Raw genomic sequence first — 24,421 nt, 5'->3', positions numbered from 1 at the left:
CAAATCAACGCCAGTTACCCCCGCATTCATCTAGCGCTCAATGCTCCAGCAAGTACAGCGATTGATGACGACGGGCGCGCAATGGTGCAATTTTGTGTCATTGAAAGGAGGTGTCGCCATGGACGAGCAACTTGCTACGACTGCCCCCTACACCCCCACGATTTTGCTGGTCGACGACGAAGAGTCGATCCTCAACAGCCTGCGCCGTTTGCTGCGCGGCCAACCCTACGACGTGCTACTGGCCGGCAGTGGCGCCCAGGCCCTGGAGATCATGGCCGCGCGGCCCATCGACCTGGTCATGACCGACGCCCGCATGCCGGCCATGGACGGCGCGATGCTGCTGGCCGAGACCCACCGGCTGTACCCGGCCACCACGCGCATCCTCCTGACCGGCTACGCCGACATGAGCATGATGATCAAGGCGATCAATGAAGGGCAGATTCACCGCTATATCAGCAAACCCTGGAATGACGAGGAAATGCTCCTGACCCTGCGTCAGTCCCTGGAGCACCAGCATTCCGAGCGCGAGCGGCTGCGCCTTGAGCAGTTGATCCGGGAGCAGAACGACCAGTTGAAAGCCCTCAACGCCACCCTGGAAAAACGCGTGGTGGCGCGCACCTCCGAGTTGCAGCAGACCGCTGACATGCTCGATCTGGCCTACGATGAACTCAAGCGCAGCTACGTGACCGGCACGGAGGTGTTTTCGCTGCTGGCCAACCTGCGGCTGCCTAAGGAAAAACAGACCAACCGCCAACTGATCGAACTGATCCGCGTGTACTGCAAGTTCCAGCCCATGGACGAGGCCAGCGCACGCGACCTGACCATGGCTGCCGCGCTCTACAACATCGGCAAGTTAAGCTGGAGCGACAGCATGATGGTCTCTCCCAGCGACCTGCTGCACAGCACCGACCGTGAGCGTTATCGGGCGTATCCGACCCAGAGCGAATCGTTGCTGATGACCCTCGAACCGATGAAAGACGCGGCACGCTTGATCCGCCATCACCAGGAACGCTGGGACGGCACTGGCTTTCCCGACCACCTCAAGGGCGACGCAATTCCTGAGGGCTCGCGCCTGTTGAAACTGGCGGTGGATTTCATCGAATTGCAACGCGGCTTGATCCTTGAGCGGCAGATGAACAGCGATGAAGCGCTGCTCTACATCCGCAAATACGCCGGGCGCCTGTACGACCCGGAGATGGTGGAGGACTTCATCCAGGCCTGCGCTGCGTTCCTCAGCGACGTGACCCTGGGCGACCCGTCGGTCAAGGTCCTGACCACCCGCGAATTGGCCGAAGGCATGGTGTTGGCACGCAACCTCAACGCCGACAACGGCATGTTGCTGCTCAACGCCGGCAAGGTGCTGAACCTGCCGCTGGTGGACAAACTGATTGCGTTCGAGGCCATGGAAGGCGCGAAGTACAGCGTGTTTATCAAGGAGCCGGATGAGGCGCTGCTTTCGGGTTGAGGCAAGTTCATGGGATCCTTGCGCCTTTGTATTCAAGGCGACCCTCCCATGACCTCCACCATTCGCATCGCCGCCGCCCTGCTGATCGGCAGCGACGGCCAGACCCTGCTGGTACGCAAGCGCGGCACCCAGGCCTTCATGCAGCCAGGCGGCAAAATCGATGCCGGTGAGCAACCTGCCGAGGCTCTGGCCCGTGAGCTGCACGAAGAACTGGGCCTGCGGATTGACCCGGCGGCCGCTGTTTACCTTGGGCAGTTTTCGGCCCCGGCCGCGAATGAGCCGGGGTTTGTGGTGCAGGCCGAATTGTTCCAGGTGCACATCGACGTGGCGGTGACACCGGCTGCCGAGATTGAAGAGGTGCGCTGGATCGACCCGGCCGGCGACGGCGATTTGCATCTCGCGCCGCTGACCCGGGATTTGATTCTGCCGTTCTACCGCGCCTCGCTAATCACCGGCTGACCAGGGATTAGGCGGCTTGTCTGTGGTGAGTGGGGTTGCGCTGTGGTGAGGGAGCCTTTGTGGCGAGGGGGCTTGTCCCCCGTTGGAGTGCGTAGCGCTCCCGCTTTTTTTGGGGCCGCTACGCAGCCCAACGGGGGACAAGCCCCCTCGCCACAGGACAAGCCCCTCGCCACAGGACAAGCCCTTCACCACAGGACAAGCCCCTCACCACAGGACAGGCCCCCCTCACCACAAAGGCCCCTAGCCACAGGAAACCGCTACACGTCAGCGTACGGCGCTAACCCCATCCAGGGTCGAAAACGAGGTGTCCTTGGCCGTCAGCAAAAAGTCGCGCATGTACGGCGCATCCAGCATGTCGGCGCGAATCCCGGCGTACAGCGTGGCGAACAAGCCTTTCTCTCCCAGCCGCTTGGCCTTCACATAACCCCGGGAGCTGTATTCATGCAGCGCCCAATGGGGCATGCCGCACACGCCACGACCGCTGGCCACCAACTGCATCATCATCACCGTCAGTTCCGAGGTGCGCACCTGGGCCGGTTCCACGTCGGCCGGTTCCAGGAAACGGGTGAAGATGTCCAGGCGATCCCGCTCCACCGGGTAGGTGATCAGGGTTTCGCTGATCAGGTCTTCGGGCACGATGTACGGCTTGTTCGCCAGCGGGTGCTGGTTGGCCACGGCGAGCATGGCTTCGTAGGTGAACAACGGCACATAGGTGATGCCCGGCAGTTCCAGCGGGTCGGACGTCACCACCAAGTCCAGGTCGCCACGAGCCAGGGCTGGTAACGGCGCGAAGGCGAAGCCGGAGGCCAGGTCCAGCTCGACTTCCGGCCAGGCGTCGCGGAATTGGTCGATGGTGGGCATCAGCCACTGGAAACAGCTATGGCACTCGATGGCCATGTGCAAACGCCCGGCCGTGCCGCCGGCCAGGCGTGCGATGTCGCGTTCGGCGCCGCGCAGCAAGGGCAGGGTGGCGTCCGCCAATTGCAGCAGGCGCAGGCCGGCGCTGGTGAAGCGCAGTGGCTTGGTTTTGCGCACGAATAGCTGCATGCCCAGGCGTTCTTCAAGCTCCTTGAACTGGTGGGACAGGGCCGATTGCGTCAGGTGCAAGCGCTCAGCGGCTTCCACCAGGCTGTCGGCTTCGCGCAAGGCGTGCAGGGTCTTGAGATGGCGGATTTCGAGCACGGGGTCTCCATGAATATAACTTGTGACAAATTCGGATCGGTTGAGTTTGTCTCATGTTGTTATGCCTGTCGACCGCCGTGCTCAAGTCTCGCCGCCTTCACACCCCGGCAAAGTGCCGGGTGGCCAGCGGTCGTCCGATATTGCCGCGCCAGATAGGGTCGACCGTGGCCCCGGCTTGCGCCTGGGCGACTTGCCATTGCAGGCCCAGGTTACGCTGCTCGGGAATCTTCAAGTGGGCCTTGATGAAGTCGTGGAACTGCGCCCCGGCCTTGTCGTAGTGGAAGTGTGCATACCACAGGGTGGCAGGCGGCGTTTGTGTCAGGTCCTGAACCACGTATTCCTGAAGATAATCTGCTCGTCCTTTCTTGCCCTCATTGAGGTTGCGGGCCGCCTCGCTTTTGCGAATATCCACCACCTGCTGTTCGCGAAGGTAGTCCAAATAACCTTCGGTGGGGGTTTTGCTGGCGAGGGTCTGGCGGATCCGCAGGTTGCGGCCCTTGATGGTCAGCTCGGTGGCCTTGGCACGCAGTTGACGCACGAGGTCCTGGGTGGGATCCAGGCGTTCCAGGCGATTGGCCCGCAAGTTCAACTCGGCCGCTTCACTGACCAGCAGGTGCTCCAGGTCCACCGGCAGCATTTTTTGCTCGATGTAGGCGGTGGCGCGGCTTTCGTACTGCGCAACATTATCCAGGCGAGCCTTGGCTTCGCTTACCACGAACGACTTGACGTTGGACTCCGGCGGCGCGGGCTCCGAGGCGGCACTGTCCTTGAGCCGGGACTTGCCGCCGGGACCCTTGACCCAGGTCTCGGTCCGTCCTCTGGCGCTCTCCACCTGGTAGGTGGTGGCTTGGGTTTGCGGGTCGATGCTCTCGGTACCTACCAGGGAAATATTGTCCTCGGTTTCGAATACCCGCCGGACAGGTTGCCCGGCCGGTGGGCGGCTTGCCGGCGACTCCTTGAGGGCGCGGCGGGCCAGTCCGATCATCTGGTCAATGTCGACGAAAAACGCGCTGAGTTGCGTCTGGTCGAAATGCTGCGGGTAACCGAGGTTCCAGGTGCGGATGGTGAGCCGGAATTGTTCATAGGCCTGTATGCAGTCTTCCAGCACCTTGCGCCGCTGCCCAATGTTGGCACTGGCGTTGGGCAGTTCAAAATGCGAGGCCTGGGCCCGGTTGACCTTGGCGTAGCTGTCTCGGGACTGGGCCCGCAGGTAAAACCACGACAGCTCGGCAGCCTCGGGGTACGCTTCAAGGGTATCGAAGCGGTGTGCCAGCCTCAGGTGCATGCGGTAGTTGTCATTAAGCACTCGTCTGAATTGTTCCAGCATCGGGCTCAGCCGGGCACGGTGGGTGTTGTCAGTCACCTGTTCGAACCAGCGGTTGAATTGGGAAAAGTTGGCATCGATCATGTCCAGGTCGCGCAGAATCTCGGTACTGACCCTTTTACGTTGCCGCAGGATGTTCAACACGGCCGGAACAACCGCCGGGGTGTCGAACACCTCGGGTGCAATAGCGGTCATGTTATGGGTTTCAAGCTCCAGTACCCGCGCCTCGATCTGCTTGAAGTGATAGCGCGCCCTGTTCAAGGTGGTAAGGGTCAGGCGCGCTGCATTGCGGCTCATGTCCTCTCTGATCGCGCGCTGGCGGTTGCCGCTGGTGAAGGGCGCGAACTCGGTCAGTTCCTGATACTGGCGGCTGTACAGTTCGATGTCCTGTTCGAAGGATTTCTGGATCGCGGGGCCCGCACTGTCGGTGCGGGCGATCAGTTCGTCGGTTCGGTGGATGGACTGTGTAATCAGGTCTTCGCGACTGTTGATGCTGCTGGCCAGTGCCCGCTGGCGGCGCAGGGCCCGATCGGTCCACCAGCGCGGCAAGTAGTCCCGAACAGCCTGCGGCCACATTGGGTCAAGGACGTCGGCCATATGCCCAAGCACGGTGCCGCCACCCGCGAGGCCGCCCTTGAATGCGGTGCCGTAGACCCCGTAGTGGGTATCCCATTCACCGTTTTCATCCAGTGCAACCGGCTGCTTGTAGGTTTTGTTGCGGGTCGGGCTCAGGCGCCAGTCCAGTGGGTCACCGGCCAGTTCGACCCGATAGATACGCCCGCGCCGCACGATGAAGTCACCGTCGGCATGTCGGTACACATTGCGATAAAAACCGTGGGATTGAGGTTGCAGCCCGGCCAGCGAGATCACCCCTTGATATTCGTAACCGGCGAAGCGCTGTACCGCCCGTTGCGCCGCTGTGACCGAAGACAGGTGCAGGCCTGCGGCACTGTTGCCCAGGTGGCGTAATTGGCGCAGGCGGGTGACGGCCCGCGCGTTGGTCGGCAGGGCAAGACTACCGGGCAGGATATCCATGGCGCAGTCGATCAGCGATAACAGCACCGCCTCGACGTCTGCCAGGCCATGGCCGACATCCCCGCGCAAGAAGGCGGCAACCGCCAGGTTGGCACTGGACCAGGCGTCATACAAGGCGATCACAGAGCCGACGAACGGCACCAGGCCCAGGGCGATTTTCAGGTAGTTGAAAATCAGCCCCGCGCGTAGCGCATTCTGCTCCAGCAGCAAGGCCGCGTTGGAGCGCGAGGTTGCGCGATGCGCCTCTATCACACGGCCCATATGGGTGTTAAGCAGATGGCTGGCCAACGAAGTGGTGACCGGCCAGCGGGTACCGACGGCAAACATTCCGTCGAAATTCTTCTGCTGGGCCTGGGCGATCCGGGCGAGATGGGCTGTGGTGTTTCCCTTGATGGCCAGGCCGGCCAGATAGGCGCTCATGCCGCTGCCCAGGCTGCGGTGGTAGAGCGCCATGCGGGCCAGCTCCAGGCTCGGGTAACCTCGCAGGTCCCCGTTGTCCGGGCTGTTGGGCAGGTACAGCAGGGTCCGGCCCGATACTTGTTCCTGGATGAAGGTGACGCCCGACAGGGTCGTCGGGCCGTAGTCGGTATCTGCACCGCCCGCACTCAACGTTGCCGGCAGCAACACTATTTTCTTGCCCTCCACCTGCCAGGCGTCAGCGCTGTCGGCGTCGATGGCAATGTTCAGCACTCGCAGATCGTTGTCGTCGAATGGCCCCAGGGCCCGGGCGCGTTTGCCTTGCAGCATGAGCATCAGGCGCAGGGGCTCTGTCAGGCATTCGCGACGGTGCTGAGTGCGGAAAAGCGGGGCAGCGGGATCACCGAGAAAGGTACGGGTGATCAGGTTTTCGTAGGCACCGGCGAGGTCGAGCTCCTTGACCAGGGTTTTCACGTACGCCAGGGACAGGCCGGCCGCCAGCCGGGTGGTTTCCGTGGTATCGGGACCGGTGACATCGACCTTCATATAGGTCAGGCGCTGGGCCAATGAGGGGTCGATGTTTTGCTGGGCCAGTTGAAACAGCGGCATGGCGCTGCGGCTGGGACTGGGGACTGTCACATACTTGAACGGCGTACCTGGACCGGCGTACTCGGGCAGGAGTTCGCGCTGCTGGCTCACGGTGTCGGGCAGGTCCAGTTGCACTGACCAGGTGTGCTCAAGCTGAAAGTCTTCGCGCAGACGCTGGTCGAGGCGGCGCCGGCTGAAATCGTCGAAGGGTTCAAGCTCGCGTTCGAGCAACTGCTGCGAGCGATGCAGAGCGATGATCTGCGCCTGAATCAGGCGTTTTAGCGCCAAGCGCTCATCTGCCGGTAAATGACTCAACTCCGCAGGCAGGGATCCGGCCAGGGTGCTGCTGCGTTGTTGCTCGAGCAGTTGTCCGTATGCCAGCTCCCGCGCCCGGTGCACCGGGCTTTGCAGGGCGAATAGTGTCTGCTCTCGAAGCTTGTCCAGGCCCTCGGCCCGTTCTTGGGCGAACGGTGGCACCGGGAACAGCGAGATCAGTGCATAAGCCTGTTGTTCGATGGCGTACAGCTGTTGTTGCAATGAGAATTCAATTGGGTCGCCGGTCAGTAACGACAGTTGCAGGGTGACGTCGTGCTCTTCGGCCGACAGCTTGAACAGGGATTGTTCCAAGGCTTGGCGGGATTCGAAACGTTGCAGGCCCCCCGCACGGCCGGGCCAGTACAGCAGCAGGCTGTGGGCGGCCGAAGAGGTCAGGGCACTGGCCTGGGTGATCAGCAACAGGCCTGTCAGCTCCGCGATACCTTCCTTCGGGTCGCGGCTGGAGAGCATCAGGCGTGTGACCGCGACGGCCGAGCGGCGCTCAGGGGCATCGGCGTGTTCCGTTACCGCCAGGAGCAGGCGATGTTCATCGTCGCTGATCTGCTTGAGCGCGTGCTGGATGGCGCCCTCGGCGCGCAAGGTGGCGAGCCGCGCCTGATAGAGCGCGTCATAGTCCGGGTTGGGTTTATGCCGCAGCTCCAGTTGATCCAGGGCGCCCTTTTTAGCCACCAAGGCGCTGGCAGCAGCATTGCCGGTCTGTTCTGCGTCCTTCAGGGCCTGCATCAAGACCTCCAACTGCGCCAGCCGGGGCGCCTGCTCCGGGCCATCGGCGAGGTAGCGTTCCAGAGCAGTGCGTTGATGCTTGATTGCAGCCCAGCGCTCGCTCAGGGCAATGTCGGCGCTAAGGTGGCCGAAGAGCGCAGGAGGCGGAAGGTCGTCAGCGTCCGGGTCGGGGGTATGGGCTTGTTGGGGCGGCGTGATGAGTGCCGGGATTTCCCGACGCTGGCGATCCAGCCGGTCGGCATCGTCCAGGGCAAGGCCGGCATAACGGGCCAGGTCGCTGCCATTGCGATGACGATTGCGCAAGCTTTCCAACTGAGCCGTGTGCAGGTGCGACAGCAGGTCCAGAATGCCGTGCTCCAGCGCTTCGGTGCGCGGGCTGTATTCGACCGTGACGGTGCCAGGCGCGACATCGGGCGGGATCAACTGTTGGGCTGCTGCGGTCAACCACTGCTCCATGTCGCTGCGTTGGCTGAACACCATCACGCCGGGTTGGCGGCAGGGCAGGTACAGGGTTTGCGTCAACAACGGCTCCTGGCCCACGGAAATAACCCAGGCGCCGGGCAATTTGACTTTGCTTTGGTCAGGCAGCAACAACGCCAGTTGGCATGTCTCGACGGGGCGTGCGCCGTTGGCGGTTGTGACGGGGTTGAGAACTGCCTGCAACGACAGGAGCTGTTCGGAGCTCAGTTGCCCTTGGGCGTAGGCCAGTTGCCCGCATGCCTCGAAATGCTGGCAGTACAGTTGCGCCGCCCGCTCGCGACGGGACACCGGTGTACGGGGCGCCCGGGTATTCCAGTAGTTGTCCCAGCGAGCGTTGAGCAATTGCCTCAGGTTCAGTGCCTTGAGGCGCTCCAGCAGTTGTACCGGTGTGAGGGCTGAAAGGGCGTGGGACGCCAGGCCGGCTGGGGTGCTACGGGCATCCAGTGTTGGAGAGATGTCTGGAAACTGGCAGATAAATCCCCAGGCATCCACCAGGCTGACGAAGTGCTCGTCGTGTTCTTCGGTCTTGAGAAAGCCCAGGCCGACCGGTGCGGTGCCCAGTCGCAGATGCTCTTTGAGCAGGTGTTCGATGGAGTCGCGTACGCCCGGTGCCTGGGCGATCAGTTCATGCAGTTCCTGTTGGCTTTCGCGCCAGCGCGCGGTGGCCTGCAGGGACAGGCTCAGGTCCTGGCGGGGAGCCTGGCTTGTAAGCGACGGCGAGGCGAAGTCGCTCAGGGTGAACAGGGGAAGTAGGGTCAGGTCACTCATGATGGTGTGTTCATGCTCTGGTGAGACCGGGCTTGCCGGTGAATGCGCCATTAAAGAGGCGGGGCCAGGGCGTGAGGTGATAGATAGATACGCGGATGACCGTTGGGCGCCCTTCATCAAACTGTCACTGAACTGTGGCAGCGCGCTTGTACAAAGTTCATCAGACTCGCGCTCTACTGGGGTTCTGCGTTTCGGTGTTTTTCATGCGCGTGTTGTTTTTCATGGCCGCTCTCTTGTTCGGCCTGCCGTCCTTTGCGGCTTCTCGATGTGATGTAAATGTGCCGACCCAACGGGTCGATCTGGAACAGGTGAGCCTGGCCTACCAAAGCATTGGTCGTGCCTCCGACCCGGCCTTGTTGCTGGTGATGGGCTTGGGCGGGCAGTTGATTCACTGGCCGGACGAAGTGGTGGTGGCCCTGTGTGAGCAGGGCTTTCGGGTGATTCGCTATGACAACCGTGATGTCGGCTTGTCTACCTGGCGCCAGGCACCGGCCAGCGCCAACCTGACGTTCGAAGTGCTGCGCTACAAACTCGGCCTGCCGGTGGCGGCGCCCTACACCCTGACGGACATGGCCGACGACGCGTTGGGCTTGATGGACGGCTTGCACATTCAGCAATTCCACGTGCTGGGCGCGAGCATGGGCGGGATGATCGCCCAGCACCTGGCGGCCATGGCACCGCAACGGGTGGAAAGCCTGACCCTGATCATGACCAGCTCCGGCGCCGAAGGCCTGCCGGCACCGAGTGCGGCGTTGGTGCAACTGTTGTCACGGCGCAGCGCGCCCAATCGTGAAGTGGCCCTGGAACAACAGGCCGACCTGCTGGCGGCGCTGGGCAGTCCTTATGTGAAGGATGATCGCAAGGTGTTGCTGCAGCAGGCGGCGCAGTCTTACGACCGGGCGTTCAACCCCGAGGGTGTGAAGCGCCAGATCATGGCGATCCTCGCTGAGCCCAGCCGGGTGGCGCTGCTCAACCAGCTGCGGGTGCCGACCCTGGTGGTGCACGGCACCGCCGACCCGCTGTTGCCGGTGATGCATGGCGTGCACCTGGCGGCGCATATCCAGGGCAGCCAGTTGCGGCTGATTCCGGGGCTGGCTCATCGCTTTCAGGAGGCGTTCAAGGCGCCGTTGCTGGCGGCGGTTTTGCCCTATTTGCAAGCGCATCGTGAGGATGCGGCGCATTGGGCGCAGATCGACCCGGTGGTACCTGCGAAGGTTTTGTAAGGGCTTGACGGGGTGTATCGTGGGACCTTTCCGGCGTTTAATGCCAGCGAGGTTGCCTAGTCATGAGTACTCCCCTGAAGATCGATTTCGTCAGCGACGTGTCCTGCCCCTGGTGCATTATCGGCCTGCGTGGCTTGACCGAAGCCCTGGACCAACTGGGCCCGGAGGTGCAGGCCGAGATTCATTTCCAGCCTTTTGAGCTGAACCCGAACATGGCTGCTGAAGGGCAGAACATTACTGAGCACATCACTGAGAAATACGGCTCCACGGCTGAGCAGTCCCAGGCTAACCGGGCGCGGATTCGTGATATGGGCGCGGCGTTGGGGTTTGCGTTTCGTACTGATGGGCAGAGTCGTATCTACAACACGTTTGATGCGCATCGTTTGTTGCATTGGGCGGGGCTTGAGGGGTTGCAGTACAACCTCAAGGAGGCGCTGTTCAAGGCGTACTTTACGGATCAGCAGGACCCGTCGGATCACGGGACGTTGGCGGGGATTGCCGAGGGTGTTGGGCTGGATCGCGTACGGGCTGAGGCGATCCTGGCCTCAGGTGAATACGCCGCTGAGGTTCGTGAGCAGGAGCAGCTGTGGGTGTCTCGCGGGGTGACTTCTGTGCCTACGATCGTGTTTAACGATCAGTATGCGGTGAGTGGTGGGCAGCCGGCTGAGGCGTTTGTCGGGGCGATTCGGCAGATTATCAGTGAGGCTGGCAGGGGGTGATGGGGGCATATCCGTTTCTTCGGTAACGGCTACTTATGGTTCCGCTCTTACAGCGGGTCACTTTTGAAAAGCCGGAATGCCGGCCCAGTCAAAAGTAACCAAAACGCTCTGCCCCGCCTGTCGGCGCCTCGCTTAGGCTCGGCGTTCCCTCACTCCGGCACCGCGAAGCGGGCCGCCGCGACGGGCCATCCATGGCCCGGAGCGGGTAAACCGGCGTCCTGCCGGTTTACCCGCTCCGTAATACCTGCGTTCGGCCTCGGGCTGAATGGGGCAGTCAGATCAAGATCAAAAGCAAGAGCACAGCGGCCTACCGGCCGGCTTGAGTGTTAGAAGCAGAGGCAAGATCCAGAGCGAAAACAGAGCTGCTTTTCTGTGGGAGCGGGCTTGCTCGCGAAGAACCTGAGAACGCCGCGTTGAACCAGGATGCCAGCGTCATCGTTAACGACCTTCGCGAGCAAGCCCGCTCCCACATTTGGACCGTGCCCGCTTTAGCTTCTGATTTTGCTGTTGCTGTTGCTTCACCACACTCAAGCCGGCCTGTAGGCCGCTGTGCTGTTGATCTGCTTTTGATCTTGATCTTAGGCGCCCCGTTAAACCACGCTGGCCGAACGCAGGCTTTGGAGCGTGGGTAACCCGGCAGGACGCCGGGTTAGCCGCGCTGGGCCAAGGATGGCCCATCGCGGCGGCCCACGGTCCAAAGCCGGAGTGAGGGCACTCCGAGCCTAAGCGAGGAGCCGAGTGGTGGGGCAAGAGCGTTTTGCTTACTTTTGCGCTGTTCAAAAGTGAGCCGCTGTAAGAGCGGAACCGTCAGCAGCCGTTACCGCAGCAACGGATATGCCCCCCCAGCTCAATCAAACTTATAGCTGATCGCAGTCTGCACCTGCCCCTGATTCACATCCCCGGTCTCCTTGACGATGCTGCTGTTGGCCGCCGACCCCACCAAGTGAACCCAACTGGCACTGGTCAACAGCGACCACTTCGCGTCCAGGGGAATCTCAAAACTCTGCGTCAACGTCAGGTTCTGAAACCCCGCACTGGCGTTATACGGCCGAAACCCCGAAGCCGCAGCCTCGTTGGCATCAACCCCGAAAAACGTCTGCGCCTGCCGAGCATCGGCAAAATTTGCCATCAAACCGGTGCTGCCAATAATCCCGCCACCCAACGGATACCCCAATTCCCCGCCGAGCTTCCCCACAACCCCGCTTTGATCACGCGCCCCGCCCACGGCCTGACCCACCTGTGCATACACCCGCCAGAAATCAGCCGGAGCGTACTGAATAAAGCCTCCAACCTCGGCCATATCCGAAACATCACGCAAGCCCCGCAGCGACCCATTGGCCGTCCGCCCCGGCAAGTAGTTGATGTAAGGCCCGGCAGTAAAGCCATGGGTATTCAGGGCACTCCAGGTCAGCCCGTCGTCGGTACCCAGACTGACGCTCCCCCAATCCAGATCGAAATAAGGAATCGGCCGCGTTTCGTAGCGGCTGCCCGTCGGATCATGAGGCTGGTAACTGACACCCACGCCGGCCTCACCGGTAATCCCGTCTGCCAGCGCAGCGCCCGAAACGCCCCACAGCCCCAGCAAACCGGCGAATACAGCAAAAGTAACCCTGAACATGGAGCCATTTCCTTTTGTGAACATGCGCGCATGAACGCGCAAACACCCGGCCTTAGGCAAGCACTCATCTAGGTTGTAGCAAGCTACAAAAATTGTAGCCAGTTCCGACACAACCAAACGCAAATACCCGCCAAACCCTTTGAAAACAGGGGGTGCGAGCACTTGGCACAGTCCATGCTCTAGCACTCTGCAAGCGCAACAGCGCGCTCCTACTTCATAGGTAAATGCAGATGATCCACTGGCATATCGTGTGTGACTTCGACGGGACCATCACCCCCACCGACGTCATCGACAACGTCCTCCAACGCTTCGCCGGCCCCGAGTGGGAAACCATCGAACAGGAATGGCTGGACGGGCACATCGGTTCGCGCGAATGCCTGAGCCGTCAACTGGCGCTGATCAAAGCGACCCCGGCCGAGTTGCTGGCGTACTTCGACAGCGTCGAGATCGACCCGGACTTCCCGGACTTCGTCGATCACGTCATGGGCCTGGGCGCTTCCATTGAAGTGGTCAGCGATGGCATCGAACAAGGCATCGCGCGGATTCTCTCGCGCAATTACGTGACCTTGCTGCCGATCCTCGCCAACCGCCTGCGCCAGGTCGACCAGAACAGCTGGCGCATCGATTTCCCGTATGCCAGCGACGCTTGCCGTGCTGCTTCCGGCAACTGCAAGTGCAAGTCCACGCCGCGCAACAAGCGCGTGCTGGTGATTGGTGACGGCAAGTCCGACATGTGCGTGGCCTCCACCGCCGACTTCGTCTTTGCCAAGGCCAGCCTGGCTGACTACTGCGAAACCAACAACATCCCTTACGCGCGGTTCGACACCTTCGCCGAACTGCCGGCATTGCTGGCCAAGCTGCCTCAGGGCATCGCCGCCAACGCTAACTCTTTCAGCACCTCTTCTGACAATCAGGAACTCTTCCACCATGTCTGATATCCGCATCGCTACCGCAGAAGACCAGGTTCTTCTGGATAAAGAAGCCAAGTACTGCTCCTACGGCGACACCGTTCACTACATCGACCCGCCACGTATTTTCAGCCGTTGCGAAGGCTCCTATGTGTGGGACACCGAAGACCAGGCTTACCTCGACCTGCAAATGTGGTACTCGGCCGTTAACTTCGGTTACGCCAACCCGCGCCTGAACAACGCGCTGAAACAGCAGATCGACACCCTGCCGCAAATCGCCAGCCAGTACCTGCACAAAGGCAAGATCGAGCTGTCGGAAATGATCGCAGTCGACGCCAAGAAAAAGTTCGGCCTCGACGGTCGTGTGCACTTCAACGTGGGCGGTTCGCAGTCCATCGAAGACTCCCTGAAAGTGGTGCGTAACGCCTCCAACGGCAAGAGCCTGATGTTCGCCTTCGAAGGCGGCTACCACGGCCGTACCCTCGGTGCTTCGTCGATCACTTCAAGCTTCCGTTACCGTCGCCGCTACGGCCACTTTGGCGAGCGCGCCAACTTCATCCCGTTCCCGTACCACTTCCGCGGCCCTAAAGGCATGACCAAGGAAGAATACGGCAGCCACTGCGTGCAGCAGTTCGCCCGTCTGTTCGAAACCGAATACAACGGTGTGTGGGACCCGAAAACCAACCAGTGCGAATACGCAGCCTTCTACGTCGAGCCGATCCAGGGCACCGGCGGCTACGTGATCCCGCCGATGAACTTCTACAGCGAACTCAAGCACGTCCTCGACCAGCACGGCATCCTGATGGTCGTCGACGAAATCCAGATGGGTTTCTGGCGTACCGGCAAGCTGTGGTCGATCGAACACTTCGACGTCAAACCAGACGTGATCGTCTTCGGCAAGGCGCTGACCAACGGCCTGAACCCGCTGGGCGGCATCTGGGCCAAGGAAGAGTTGATCAACCCTAAGATCTTCCCGCCAGGCTCCACTCACTCCACCTTCGCGTCCAACCCGTTGGGCACCGCGGTAGGCCTGGAAATGTTCAAGATGACCAGCGAAGTCGACTACGGCGCTATGGTCATGGCCAAGGGCAAATACTTCCTGGCCGGCCTGCAAGAGCTGCAAAAGCGCTTCCCGATCATCGGCGACGTCGACGGCCTGGGCCTGGCCCTGCGCTGCGAAATCTGCGGCCCGGACGGCTTCACTCCGGACAAGGCGACCCTGGATTTCATGGTCGACGAAGGCATGAAAGGCGACATGGTGGTTGACGGTCAGAAACTAGGCCTGATCCTCGACGTGGGCGGCTACTACAAAAACGTGATCACCCTGGCACCGTCGCTGGAAATCAGCTACCCGGAAATCGACCTGGGCCTGAAGCTGCTCGAGCAACTGCTTGTGCGAGCGACCAAACGGTGATCCCGCCTGTTTCAAAAAAAGTCGAGATCGACCTCGGTGAAGGTCCTGCCGGCTTCGTTCTCGGTAGCGGTCCGGTCGGGATCCTGTTGATCCACGGCCTGACGGGCACCCCGACGGAACTCCGTCGGGTGGCCCAGGGTTTGGCCAAGGCCGGTAACTGCACGGTGTACGTGCCGACCCTGGCCGGGCACTGCGGGGACAACAGCGACCTGCAAGCCACTGGCTGGCAGGACTGGTACGAGGGCGTACGCAAGACGTTCGTTGGTGTGAAACAGCGCCACGAGCAGGTGTTTGTCGGCGGTCTGTCGATGGGCGCGGTGATGTCGATGTACGTGGCGTCGCAGTTCCCGGGCCAGGTCGCGGGCTTGTTGATGTACTCCACCACGTTGAAGTACGACGGCTGGAGCATCAACAAGATGGCATTCATCACGCCCTTGCTGATCCGCATTCCCTTCGGTGTGCGCCTATTCCGTTTCACTGAGAAACCGCCCTATGGCATCAAGAACGAGCGCCTTCGGGCTATCGTCGAGCGGCAGATGAAGGAAGGGGAGAGCAGCGAGGCGGGGCTGTTGACCATGGAGGGCGTCACGGTGCGCGAGCTGCACTGGATGAACGCCGTGGTCAAGAAGCTCATGCCGTCGATCAAGACCCCGGCCCTGGTGCTGCATTCCATCGAGGATGACATCACCAGCCGCTGGAACGCCGATTACGTGGAACGCCACCTCGGCGGCCCCGTGACCAAGATCCTGCTGGACAACTGCTACCACATGATCACCGTCGACCTGCAATACCGCCGAGTGATCGAGTTGAGTGTCGAGTTTGTCGAGCAACACGCTGCCCCTGTAGGAGCGAGCGTGCTCGCGAAGGACGTGAACGAAAACGCGTTCTGTCTGGTTTAACGCGGTGCGCTTGAGTTTTTCGCGAGCGCGCTCGCTCCTACAAGGAAACGTTGTGATTACCGCCCAAGCCTTTTCGACCATTCGGGCCATCGAGCGCAGTGCCTGGAACGACTGTTTTCCCGATGCCCTGGAGGATTGGGACTATTACGTGGCCGTGGAAAACGCTGCTATTGATGATTTTCAGTGGCGCTATCTTGCGGTGTTTGACGATACAACGCTGGTAGCGGTTGCGCCGGCGTTCATTACGCGTTATCGCCTCGACACCACGGTGTCGGGCGTAGGTAAGCGCTTTACCGAGCGCCTGGAGCGACTGTGGCCGGGTGTTTTGAAGTTGGGCCTGTATGCCATCGGTTCGCCGGTGGCGGAACAGTGCAATGCAGGTATCGCCAGCCACGTTCCTGAATCAGGGCGCCAGGCGCTGCTTGCGCAATTGCTCGCCGCCGCGCGCCAGGATGCCGATACGTTCGGCGTTGGACTGGTGGCGGTCAAGGACGCACCGACCAAGGATGAAGCCTGGTCAAACAGCTGCCTTGACGCAGGTTTCCAGAGCATGCCCAGCCTGCCAACGGCCTTATTGCCGATCCCTTTTGGTTCAGTGGACGCCTACCTGGGTTCCCTGGACAAAGCCACCCGCAAGGACGTGCGCCGCAAACTGCGCGCACCTGGCCCGCGTGTTGAGTGGCGACGCAACATCGACGACGTCCTGCCGCGCATCATGGCACTGTATGAGGCCACCCTGGAACGTTCCGACCTGCAGTTCGAGCGGCTGCCGGCGGGCTATTTCACCGGTATCCTTGAACAGCTGCAAGAACGTGCGGTCTGTGTGCTTTATTGGGTGGACGCGCAATTGGTGGCGTTCAACCTGATCCTGTTGAACCAGGACCGCCTGATTGACAAGTTTTTCGGCGAAGATAGTGATTACAGCCATGAGTACAGCCTGGCAGTGCGCAGTTGGTTAACCAATATCGACTACTGTATTCGCAACGAAATTGCTTTATATGAATGCGGTCAGGCCGGCTATGCCAGCAAGCTGCTGCTGGGCTGTGAGTTCCAGGGCAACAGCATGTTTTTTCGCCACCGTAACTGGCTGGTCAACCGTGCGCTGTTTGTTGCAAAAGTGTTTCTCCGACCGGATCGATCCGACCCTGCCATGGCTGCTGCGATAAGCGAAACCTGATGATCAACAAGACCCGCCAAAAAGCTCGCCCCTTTGCCATTTCGCGTTGGAGCGTCCAGCGCAAGCTGGTGTTGGCGTTCTGGCTGGTCACGGTGATTCCGACGATGATCGCGGCGGAGCTGGCCGCGACGACGCTGTCGCAGATCTTCGACAGCAACGTGCGGATCTGGCTGCAGGAGTCGACCAAGATCGTCAAGGACGAGATTGGCGACATCCTCCACGACAACGCCCGGGTCGCCCAACTGTTCCTGCGCTACACCAAGCCGCCGTCGTCGCGCCAGGCCGAGAAGCACGACAAGCTGACCGCCGACATTGCCGCCGCCACCGACATCGACGTGGTCGCGCTGATCCGCAGCAGTGACCACAAGATCGTCTTCAGCACTGCCGCCGATGACATCGTCAAGCAAATCAACCTGGCCAGTAATGCGGTGTTGCAGACGGTCCAGGTGGCGGGCGTGACCACCGGCGTGGTGGTGTCGACCTTCGAGACCAGCGAGGACGGCGTTGACTATCAACTGCTGGTGGCCACCTACCTGGACAGCAGCTTCCTGACCAGCGTGGCTGATGTGCATTCCCTCGACTTGCGCTTGTACCTGGCCAATCCCAACGGCTTCTCGGAGATTTTCTCTACCCAGCGCTTCGTCGATCACCCCACCCGGATTCCTTCGAACATCGAAGCCGCGCTGCGCAGCACCAAGCAGCCCAGCGAACAGTTCACCAACAACTACAGCGGTTTGTACTGGCCGATCTTCAATGATGCCGGCGAGCTGCAAGGGGTGATCTTCAGCGGCTTGCTGCGGCACACCAGCCTGGTGGGCCTGGTGAACCAGAGCAATCTGTTCGTGTTGATCTTCCTGCTCAGCTCGGCGCTGTCCCTCGGTGCAGGCATGCTGGTATCCCAGCGTCTCACGCGCCCGTTGCGGGACTTGTCCGAAGGCGTCAGCGCGGTGATCTCGGGTAACTATCAGCATCGTGTGGCGGTCAGCGGCGGCGACGAGCTGGCGCAACTGAGCAGCACCTTCAACCACATGACCGAGCGTCTCGGTGAGTTGCATCACCTGGAAGCGCAACTGCGCCGCCGCGACCGCCTGCATGCATTGGGCGAAGTCGCGATGGGCCTGGCCCACGAAATCCGCAACCCGCTGGGCATTATCAAGACCGCCACCCAGTTGCTGCACCGCCGCGCCGATTTGCCGGAAACCGACAAACGCCATCTCGAATACGTGATCAGCGAAGTCAGCCGGATCAACGACCTGATCACCGAATTCCTCGACTTCGCGAAACCCAGCGCGCCGTTGCGCACGGTGCAAGCGGCACGGCCGGTGGTGGAGGAAATCCTCGGCTTCTGCGGGCCTGAGCTGTCGACCCATAACATCGACGCGCATATCGATGACCAGGCCCCCGGCGCGACGATTTACGCCGATGCCAAGCAGCTCAAGCAGGCGTGCCTCAACCTGATTCTCAACGCCATCGATGCCATGCCCGGAGGCGGTCGCCTGACCCTGGGCATCCGCAGCGTGGGCGGCAACACAGTGATCAGCATCGGCGATACCGGCGAAGGCATTCCGTCGGACATGATCGAGCGGATCTTCACACCATTCGTCACCACCAAGGCCTCGGGCACGGGCTTGGGTCTGGCCAAAGTCTTCTCGATCATGGAAAGTCATGACGGCAGCATCGAATGTGTCAGCGAGAAAGATGCCGGCGCCACCTTCAGCCTGTACATTCCGGCCCAGGGTGACGATGACGGCGATGATGAGGATGGTGATGACGCATAACGTATTGGTAGTCGACGATGAACCCAAGCTCTGTGACTTGCTCTCGTCGGCCTTGAGCCAGAGCGGGATCCAGGTGTTTACCGCCGGCAACGGCCTGCACGCGCTCAAGGTGCTGGAGCAGGAAGACATCGACCTGGTGATCAGTGACTGGCGCATGCCCGGTATGGACGGGCCGGCGCTGCTGGCGGAAATCAAGGTGCGTTACCCCCACCTGCCGGTGATCGTGATGACCGCCTACAGCACCGTGAAAAATGCGGTGCAGTCGATGCGCAACGGTGCCTACGACTACATCGCCAAGCCGTTCGACATTGATGAGCTGGACATCACCGTCGCCAAGGCCCTGCAGTTTCGCGACATCATGCGCGACAACGCGCGCATGCGTGCCGAGCTGGACGAACACTCGCAGTTCGACAGCCTGGTGGGCGACAGCCCGGCGTTTCGCCGCGTGCTGCACGCCGTCGACTCGGTGCGCGACAGCAACGCCACAGTGCTGCTGACGGGCGAAAGCGGCACCGGCAAAGAGATGGTCGCCCGTGCCATCCACAAACACGGCAATCGCGCCGACAAGCCATTTGTAGCCGTCAACTGCGCGGCGATTCCCGAAGGCTTGCTGGAAAGCGAGATGTTCGGCCACCGCAAGGGCGCCTTTACCGGCGCGGTAGCGGACCGCGTCGGGCGCTTCATGCAGGCGGACAAGGGCACGTTGTTTCTCGATGAAGTGGGCGACATGCCGTTGGCGTTGCAGGCGAAAATCCTGCGGGCCTTGCAGGAGCGGGTGATCGAGCCGGTGGGCGATCCGCGCGAGCGCAAAGTGGACGTGCGGGTGATCGCCGCTACCAACAAGAATTTGCTGGATGCGGTGGCGAACAAAGAGTTTCGTGAAGACCTTTACTACCGCCTCAATGTGTTCCCGATTCCGCTGCCGGCCTTGCGCGAGCGGGTGGAAGACATCGCGCCGCTGGCCCGGCACTTTGCCCAGACCTTGAGTGCTACGGCGGGTAAACGCATCACCGGTTTCAGCCCTGAGGCATTGCAGGCCATGGCGGCGTATTCCTGGCCGGGCAATATTCGTGAGCTGCAAAACTGTGTGGAGCGGGCGACCATCGTCGCGGCGACGCCGGTGATCGAGGACATTGATTTGCCGGCGTATCTGTTTGCTTCGAAGCCGGCTGAGGATGGGGTGGGCGCGATACTCAGTAACGGGCCGGGGGTGCCGCAGGATCTGGATGCGGCGCTGGCTGAGGTGGAGAAGGCTTACATCATGGCTGCGTTGCAGGAGAGCAACGGGGTGCAGGCTGCGGCGGCGCAGAAGATCGGGATTTCTGAGCGTAGCTTTTGGTATCGGTTGAAGAAGCTGGGGATTCAGGTGGACAAGATTGTTCGCTAGGGGGCGCTGAGCGTTTTTGGGGGGAGTACATATCCGTTATTTAGGTAACGGCCGCTTAGGGTTCCGCTCTTACAGCGGGTCACTTTTGAAAAGCCGGAATGCCGGCCCAGTCAAAAGTAACCAAAACGCTCTGCCCCGCCTGTCGGCACCTCGCCTAGGCTCGGTGTTCCCTCCCTCCGGCACCGCGAAGCGGGCCGCTGCGACGGGCCATCCATGGCCCGGCGCGGCTAAACCGGCGTCCTGCCGGTTTACCCGCTCCGCACTGCCTGCGTTCGGCCTCGGGCTGAATGGGGCAGTCAGATCAAAATCAAAAGCAAGAACACAGCGGCCTACAGGCCGGCTTGAGTGTTAGAAGCAGAGGCAAGATCCAGAGCGAAAGCAGGGCTGCTTTTCTGTGGGAGCGGGCTTGCTCGCGAAAAACCTGAGAACGCCGCGTTGAATCAGGATGCCCGCGTCATCGTTAACGACCTTCGCGAGCAAGCCCGCTCCCACATTTGGACCGTGCCCGCTTTAGCTTCTGACCTTGCTGTTGCCTTTGCTTCACCACACTCAAGCCGGCCTGTAGGCCGCTGTGCTCTTGATCTGCTTTTGATCTTAGGCGCCCCGTTAAACCACGCTGGCCGAACGCAGGCTTTGGAGCGTGGGTAACCCGGCAGGACGCCGGGTTAGCCGCGCTGGGCCAAGGATGGCCCATCGCGGCGGCCCACGCTCCAAAGCCGGAGTGCGGGCACACCGAGCCCAAGCGAGGTGCCGAGTGGTGGGGCAAGAGCCTTTTGGTTACTTTTGGCTGGGCCGGCATTCCGGCTCTTTTCAAAAGTGACCCGCTGTAAGAGCGGAACCAATACAAGCCATCACCTAAATAACGGATATACACACCCACCCAGCTCCAAATTTTGGATCGGCGTATGTCAGGCGTGCAGGCGAACCCACACGCTGACCAACACCGTAGCCGCCATCAACCACGCCACCGCCGCCACCGCCAGTGAGGCCTCCAGGCGCATTCGGTCAACCATCACATACAACGTCGCAAGGTATACAAAGTACGGAATAATCGACCACATCCCGAACACGATGGTGGTCTTCAAATCCTCCACCGACCGACCCTTGCCGACGATGTAATGCGCAATCAACGCAAACGTCGGAAACAGCGGCACCAACCCGGCGATGTAGTAATTCCTGGTCTTGGCCAGCGCCGCCAGAATCAGCACCACCCCCGCACCCAATGCCGCCTTCAACAATAAATCCACAATGCGCTCCTAGTGGCTCAGCCCGTATTTCTTGACCTTGTCGAACAATGTGGTCTTGGCCATCCCCAGTTCCTGGCTGGCCTGGGTCAGGTTGCCGCCGCTGCGCTGCAACGCGTCATTGAGCAGGTTGCGCTCGAACGCCTCCACCGCTTCGGTAAAGGCCAAACCGTGGTTGCCGCTGCTGGCGCCGCTTTTTTTAAACGCCGGCAAACCCAGGGCAAACCGCTCGGCCACGTTGCGCAATTCACGCACGTTGCCCGGCCAGTCGTGGCTCATCAGGTTGGACAGGGTCTGGTTGTCGAGGTCCGGCGCGGTGCGGTCGAAACGCAACGACGACTGCTGCAGGAAGTGTTCGAACAATTGCAGGATATCTTCCCGGCGTTCCCGCAGTGGCGGCAGTTCCAGGGTCACCACGTTGAGGCGGTAATACAGGTCGCTGCGAAACTGGTTGGCGCGGCTCAGGTCGTCGAGGTCGGACTTGGTGGCGGCGATCACCCGGCAATCCACCGCCACGCTCTGGTTCGAGCCCAGGCGTTCCAGGGTGCGTTCCTGCAATACCCGCAGCAGTTTGATCTGCAGGTTCATCGGCATGCTTTCCACTTCGTCGAGGAACAGCGTGCCTTCGTGGGCATGTTCGATCTTGCCGATGCGGCGCTTGCCGGCGCCGGTAAATGCGTTGGCTTCATGGCCGAAGATTTCGCTTTCGAACAGGTTCTCCGGCAGGCCACCGCAGTTCAAGGCAACGAACTGGTGGGAATGACGCCGGCTGAAATCATGCAGGCAACGGGCGACCAGTTCCTTGCCGGTGCCGGTCTCGCCTTCGATCAACACGTTGGCCGAGGTGTCGGCGACGTTGGCGATCAGCTCCCGCAGGTTTTGCATGGCGGGAGAGCGGCCGATGATCCGGCCTTCCAGGGAGTCGCGCTCGGCCAGTTGCCGACGCAGCGACCAGACTTCCCTGGCCAGCCCGCGTTGCTCCAGGGCGCGACGGGCAACGTCCACCAGGCGCTCGGGGGAGAAGGGTTTTTCCATGAAGTCATAGGCGCCGTTGCGCATCGCGCCCACGGCCATGGAGATGTCGCCGTGGCCGGTGATCAGCACCACCGGCAGGCTTTTATCCAGGGCCTTGAGGCGGGTCAGCAGCTCCAGGCCGTCGATGCCCGGCAGGCGAATATCGCTGATGACGATGCCGGCGAAGTTTTCGCCAACACGCGTCAGGGCTTCCTCGGCACTGCCCACGCCCACGCTGGGAATGTCTTCCAGGGCCAGGGCTTGCTGGCAGCCGAGCAATACATGGGGGTCGTCTTCGACGATCAGGACGGTCAGGTCGGTGTTTTTTTCTGCGTTCATTTCGACTCGACTTGTTGAGGGCTCGCCAGCGGCAAACTCAGGACAAAGGCAGTACCACCGCTGGCCGGGTGCTCGACGGCGAGGTTGCCGCCGGTGGCGGCCGCGAGGCTGGCCGACAGCGTCAGGCCCAGGCCCAGGCCTTGTTCGCCGGGTTTGGTGGTAAAGAACGGTTCGAACAAATGCTTGCGGGTCTCGGGGTCAATCCCGTGGCCGTTGTCACGCACTCGCAGGCGGTATTTGCCGTCGACGATGTCGCCTTCCAGCCACAGTTCGGGGGCCGGTTGCGCTTGCATTGCGTCCAGGGCGTTGCCGATCAGGTTGACCAGGATCTGCTCCAGGCGCGTCTGGTCGATCTGCAATTGCGCGCTGGTGAAGTGGCGGTGAACCGTCAGCGGCAAGGTTTCCAGGCGACTGCCGAGGATCTGGAACGTGGCGTCCACCGCCTTGCCAAGATTGGCCTCGCCCTGGTCATCACCGCGTCGGGCAAAGGAGCGCAGGCTGGCGGTGATGCGGCCCATGCGGTCGATCAGTTCGTTGATGGTCTTGAGGTTGGCACTGGCGGTGTCCAGCGCCCCACGTTCCAGGAAGCGTACGGTGTTGCCCGACAGCGTGCGCAAGGCGGCCAGTGGCTGATTCAATTCGTGGGCGATGCTGGTGGACATCTGGCCGATGGCGGCAAGTTTGCCGGCCTGCACCAATTCGTCCTGGGCCCGGCGCAAGGTTTCCTCGGCCTGGCGCCGCTCGCGTATCTGGCTCTTGAGCCGTTCGTTGCTGGCCCGCAGGTCGGTGGTGCGTTCGGCAATCCGTCGCTCCAGCTGATTGTTGGCTTCCTGCAGGGCTTCCCGGGCGGCGAGGCGGGTAGCGATCACCTTGCGGCGCTCGTTCCAGGCGATCAACAGGAACGCCACCAACGCGAAGGCCACGGCCACCAGGATGCCCTGGTTGATGGCGGCCTGGCGCAGGTCGTTCAGCGGGGTAAGCAGGGTGAAGTTCCACGGGGTGTCGTTCAACGGGCGGGTCTGGGCCAGGTAGCTGACCTCATGCTCGTCTGCCACCACTTCGCTGTTGGCCGGGAAGGTCAACTTCTCGGTGCCTTCGTTCAGGCGCTCGCGGGCCAGTGGTTCCAGTTCGCTGAGCGTCGCCCAGTAATATTGCAGGCTGTGGGCGAGGCGGTCCTTGGTGTCATCGCTCAGTGGGCGCACGGACTTGAGGCGACGGGCCGGGTCGCTGGAGAGGATGATGATGCCGTTCTCGTCACTGACAAAGGCCTCCAGGCGCGCCCGCTGCCAGCGCTCTTCCAGCGCTTCCAGGCGGACTTTGACCACGGCGACGCCGATGATCTTGCCGTGTTCTTCCAGGCCATGGGCCAGGTAGTAGCCGGGTTCGCCGTTGGTGCTGCCGATGCCGTAGAACCGGCCGGGTTGGCCACGTACGGCATTCTGGAAATAGGCACGGAAGGACAGGTCTTCACCCTGGTAACTGTCGGCGTCGCGCCAGTTACTGGTCGCCAGCACACGGCCGGTGGTATCCATCACGTAAATCGCCCGGCTGCGACTGCGCCGGTTCAGGCCTTCGAGGTAGTCGTTGACGGTTTTGCGGGTTTCCTGATTCGGGTCGGCCAATAACCTGGAGACGCTGGATTCCAGCTCCAGGAGACTGGGCAGGTAGGTGTATTTGCTGAGTTCGCTCTCGACGGTGCGGGCATGCAATTCCAGCTGGCGTTCGCCGGTATCGCTGAGGGTGCGGATCCCATAGAACTCACTGATCCAGAAGCCGACGTAACCCAGTCCGATCATCAGCGCGATGATCAGCGGCGGCAGGAACAATTGGCGAATCAGACGAGGCTTCACGGCAAGTGATGGCGGCGCGGCGCGAAAGAGGTTGGGGTCGCATTTCATCACAGATGCCTTGGGTCAACCAGTTG

Annotated in this window: 16 protein-coding genes; 10 read left to right on the top strand and 6 right to left on the bottom strand. The window is 61.5% G+C overall.

Features of this window, described 5'->3' with window-relative positions; translation table 11 throughout:
* Positions 1 to 118 precede the first annotated feature (118 nt).
* A complete protein-coding gene (nosR, locus tag ACA046_RS26680; RefSeq protein ID WP_459023541.1) occupies positions 119 to 1,465 on the top strand; it encodes a response regulator c-di-GMP phosphodiesterase, NosR family in 1,347 nt (448 codons plus the stop codon).
* Positions 1,466 to 1,513: 48 nt separating this feature from the next.
* On the top strand, positions 1,514 to 1,924 hold the full coding sequence (locus ACA046_RS26675) for an NUDIX hydrolase (protein ID WP_459023539.1): 411 nt from the start codon (positions 1,514 to 1,516) through the stop codon (positions 1,922 to 1,924).
* Between the two features lie 264 nt (positions 1,925 to 2,188).
* Here the strand turns inward: ACA046_RS26675 and metR are convergent, their stop codons facing one another.
* Both metR and ACA046_RS26665 read right to left on the bottom strand, forming a co-directional pair.
* Positions 2,189 to 3,106 (bottom strand): transcriptional regulator MetR, encoded by a 918-nt coding sequence (gene metR / locus ACA046_RS26670; RefSeq protein WP_017480097.1) that lies wholly within the window; start codon positions 3,104 to 3,106, stop codon positions 2,189 to 2,191.
* Positions 3,107 to 3,203: 97 nt separating this feature from the next.
* On the bottom strand, positions 3,204 to 8,777 hold the full coding sequence (locus ACA046_RS26665) for a dermonecrotic toxin domain-containing protein (RefSeq protein WP_497675286.1): 5,574 nt from the start codon (positions 8,775 to 8,777) through the stop codon (positions 3,204 to 3,206).
* A 203-nt stretch (positions 8,778 to 8,980) separates the two neighbouring features.
* Here ACA046_RS26665 and ACA046_RS26660 point away from each other — a divergent pair, with 203 nt between their 5' ends.
* Together ACA046_RS26660 and ACA046_RS26655 are read left to right on the top strand one after the other, a co-directional pair.
* Complete coding sequence (locus ACA046_RS26660; protein WP_076015616.1) at positions 8,981 to 10,000, top strand: alpha/beta fold hydrolase; 1,020 nt, start codon at positions 8,981 to 8,983, stop codon at positions 9,998 to 10,000.
* Between the two features lie 62 nt (positions 10,001 to 10,062).
* Complete coding sequence (locus ACA046_RS26655; RefSeq protein WP_459023534.1) at positions 10,063 to 10,719, top strand: DsbA family oxidoreductase; 657 nt, start codon at positions 10,063 to 10,065, stop codon at positions 10,717 to 10,719.
* Positions 10,720 to 11,566: 847 nt separating this feature from the next.
* Here the strand turns inward: ACA046_RS26655 and ACA046_RS26650 are convergent.
* Positions 11,567 to 12,337 carry a MipA/OmpV family protein gene (locus ACA046_RS26650; RefSeq protein WP_497675285.1) on the bottom strand — a complete coding sequence of 257 codons (771 nt, stop codon included), beginning with the start codon at positions 12,335 to 12,337 and terminating at the stop codon, positions 11,567 to 11,569.
* Positions 12,338 to 12,567: 230 nt separating this feature from the next.
* Here ACA046_RS26650 and ACA046_RS26645 point away from each other — a divergent pair, with 230 nt between their 5' ends.
* The 6 genes from ACA046_RS26645 to ACA046_RS26620 are packed head-to-tail and all read left to right on the top strand — an operon-like array spanning position 12,568 to position 19,900.
* Entirely contained in the window at positions 12,568 to 13,272 is a 705-nt protein-coding gene (locus ACA046_RS26645) for an MtnX-like HAD-IB family phosphatase (protein ID WP_076015438.1), read from the top strand.
* Positions 13,265 to 14,659, top strand: coding sequence for an aspartate aminotransferase family protein (locus ACA046_RS26640; protein WP_076015437.1), 1,395 nt, complete (start codon positions 13,265 to 13,267; stop codon positions 14,657 to 14,659). The genes ACA046_RS26645 and ACA046_RS26640 overlap by 8 nt, the downstream gene beginning before the upstream one ends.
* Complete coding sequence (locus tag ACA046_RS26635; RefSeq protein ID WP_459029412.1) at positions 14,659 to 15,558, top strand: alpha/beta hydrolase; 900 nt, start codon at positions 14,659 to 14,661, stop codon at positions 15,556 to 15,558. Before ACA046_RS26640 ends, ACA046_RS26635 begins: the two co-directional genes overlap by 1 nt.
* A gap of 52 nt (positions 15,559 to 15,610) precedes the next feature.
* Positions 15,611 to 16,735: a GNAT family N-acetyltransferase gene (locus ACA046_RS26630; RefSeq protein WP_318302898.1), complete on the top strand. Its 1,125-nt coding sequence runs from the start codon at positions 15,611 to 15,613 to the stop codon at positions 16,733 to 16,735.
* Positions 16,735 to 18,513, top strand: a complete 1,779-nt coding sequence (locus ACA046_RS26625; protein WP_076015434.1) for a sensor histidine kinase — start codon at positions 16,735 to 16,737, stop codon at positions 18,511 to 18,513. The genes ACA046_RS26630 and ACA046_RS26625 overlap by 1 nt, the downstream gene beginning before the upstream one ends.
* Positions 18,503 to 19,900 (top strand): sigma-54-dependent transcriptional regulator, encoded by a 1,398-nt coding sequence (locus ACA046_RS26620; protein WP_076015433.1) that lies wholly within the window; start codon positions 18,503 to 18,505, stop codon positions 19,898 to 19,900. The genes ACA046_RS26625 and ACA046_RS26620 overlap by 11 nt, the downstream gene beginning before the upstream one ends.
* Before the next feature lie 908 nt (positions 19,901 to 20,808).
* On the opposite strand, the gene ACA046_RS26615 is transcribed toward ACA046_RS26620, so the two are convergent.
* The 3 genes from ACA046_RS26615 to aauS are packed head-to-tail and all read right to left on the bottom strand — an operon-like array spanning position 20,809 to position 24,395.
* On the bottom strand, positions 20,809 to 21,138 hold the full coding sequence (locus ACA046_RS26615; protein ID WP_167663942.1) for a GlpM family protein: 330 nt from the start codon (positions 21,136 to 21,138) through the stop codon (positions 20,809 to 20,811).
* Between the two features lie 18 nt (positions 21,139 to 21,156).
* Complete coding sequence (aauR, locus tag ACA046_RS26610; RefSeq protein ID WP_167663505.1) at positions 21,157 to 22,497, bottom strand: two-component response regulator AauR; 1,341 nt, start codon at positions 22,495 to 22,497, stop codon at positions 21,157 to 21,159.
* Complete coding sequence (gene aauS, locus ACA046_RS26605; RefSeq protein WP_167663504.1) at positions 22,494 to 24,395, bottom strand: two-component sensor histidine kinase AauS; 1,902 nt, start codon at positions 24,393 to 24,395, stop codon at positions 22,494 to 22,496. Before aauS ends, aauR begins: the two co-directional genes overlap by 4 nt.
* Between the last annotated feature and the right edge of the window lie 26 nt (positions 24,396 to 24,421).

Source organism: Pseudomonas sp. LBUM1641 (genome assembly GCF_059716235.1).
The sequence above is the reverse complement of the archived record's forward strand: the minus strand, read 5'-3'. Positions and strand labels throughout refer to the sequence as shown.

Excerpts from the sequence above, each read along its gene's own strand:
- ACA046_RS26645 (WP_076015438.1), top strand. The coding sequence starts at position 12,568 with ATGATCCACTGGCATATCGTGTGTGACTTCGACGGGACCATCACCCCC.
- ACA046_RS26650 (WP_497675285.1), bottom strand. The coding sequence starts at position 12,337 with ATGTTCAGGGTTACTTTTGCTGTATTCGCCGGTTTGCTGGGGCTGTGG.
- ACA046_RS26625 (WP_076015434.1), top strand. The coding sequence starts at position 16,735 with ATGATCAACAAGACCCGCCAAAAAGCTCGCCCCTTTGCCATTTCGCGT.
- aauR (WP_167663505.1), bottom strand. The coding sequence starts at position 22,497 with ATGAACGCAGAAAAAAACACCGACCTGACCGTCCTGATCGTCGAAGAC.
- ACA046_RS26665 (WP_497675286.1), bottom strand. The coding sequence starts at position 8,777 with ATGAGTGACCTGACCCTACTTCCCCTGTTCACCCTGAGCGACTTCGCC.
- ACA046_RS26655 (WP_459023534.1), top strand. The coding sequence starts at position 10,063 with ATGAGTACTCCCCTGAAGATCGATTTCGTCAGCGACGTGTCCTGCCCC.
- ACA046_RS26640 (WP_076015437.1), top strand. The coding sequence starts at position 13,265 with ATGTCTGATATCCGCATCGCTACCGCAGAAGACCAGGTTCTTCTGGAT.
- ACA046_RS26660 (WP_076015616.1), top strand. The coding sequence starts at position 8,981 with ATGCGCGTGTTGTTTTTCATGGCCGCTCTCTTGTTCGGCCTGCCGTCC.
- ACA046_RS26620 (WP_076015433.1), top strand. The coding sequence starts at position 18,503 with ATGACGCATAACGTATTGGTAGTCGACGATGAACCCAAGCTCTGTGAC.
- ACA046_RS26675 (WP_459023539.1), top strand. The coding sequence starts at position 1,514 with ATGACCTCCACCATTCGCATCGCCGCCGCCCTGCTGATCGGCAGCGAC.
- aauS (WP_167663504.1), bottom strand. The coding sequence starts at position 24,395 with ATGAAATGCGACCCCAACCTCTTTCGCGCCGCGCCGCCATCACTTGCC.
- nosR (WP_459023541.1), top strand. The coding sequence starts at position 119 with ATGGACGAGCAACTTGCTACGACTGCCCCCTACACCCCCACGATTTTG.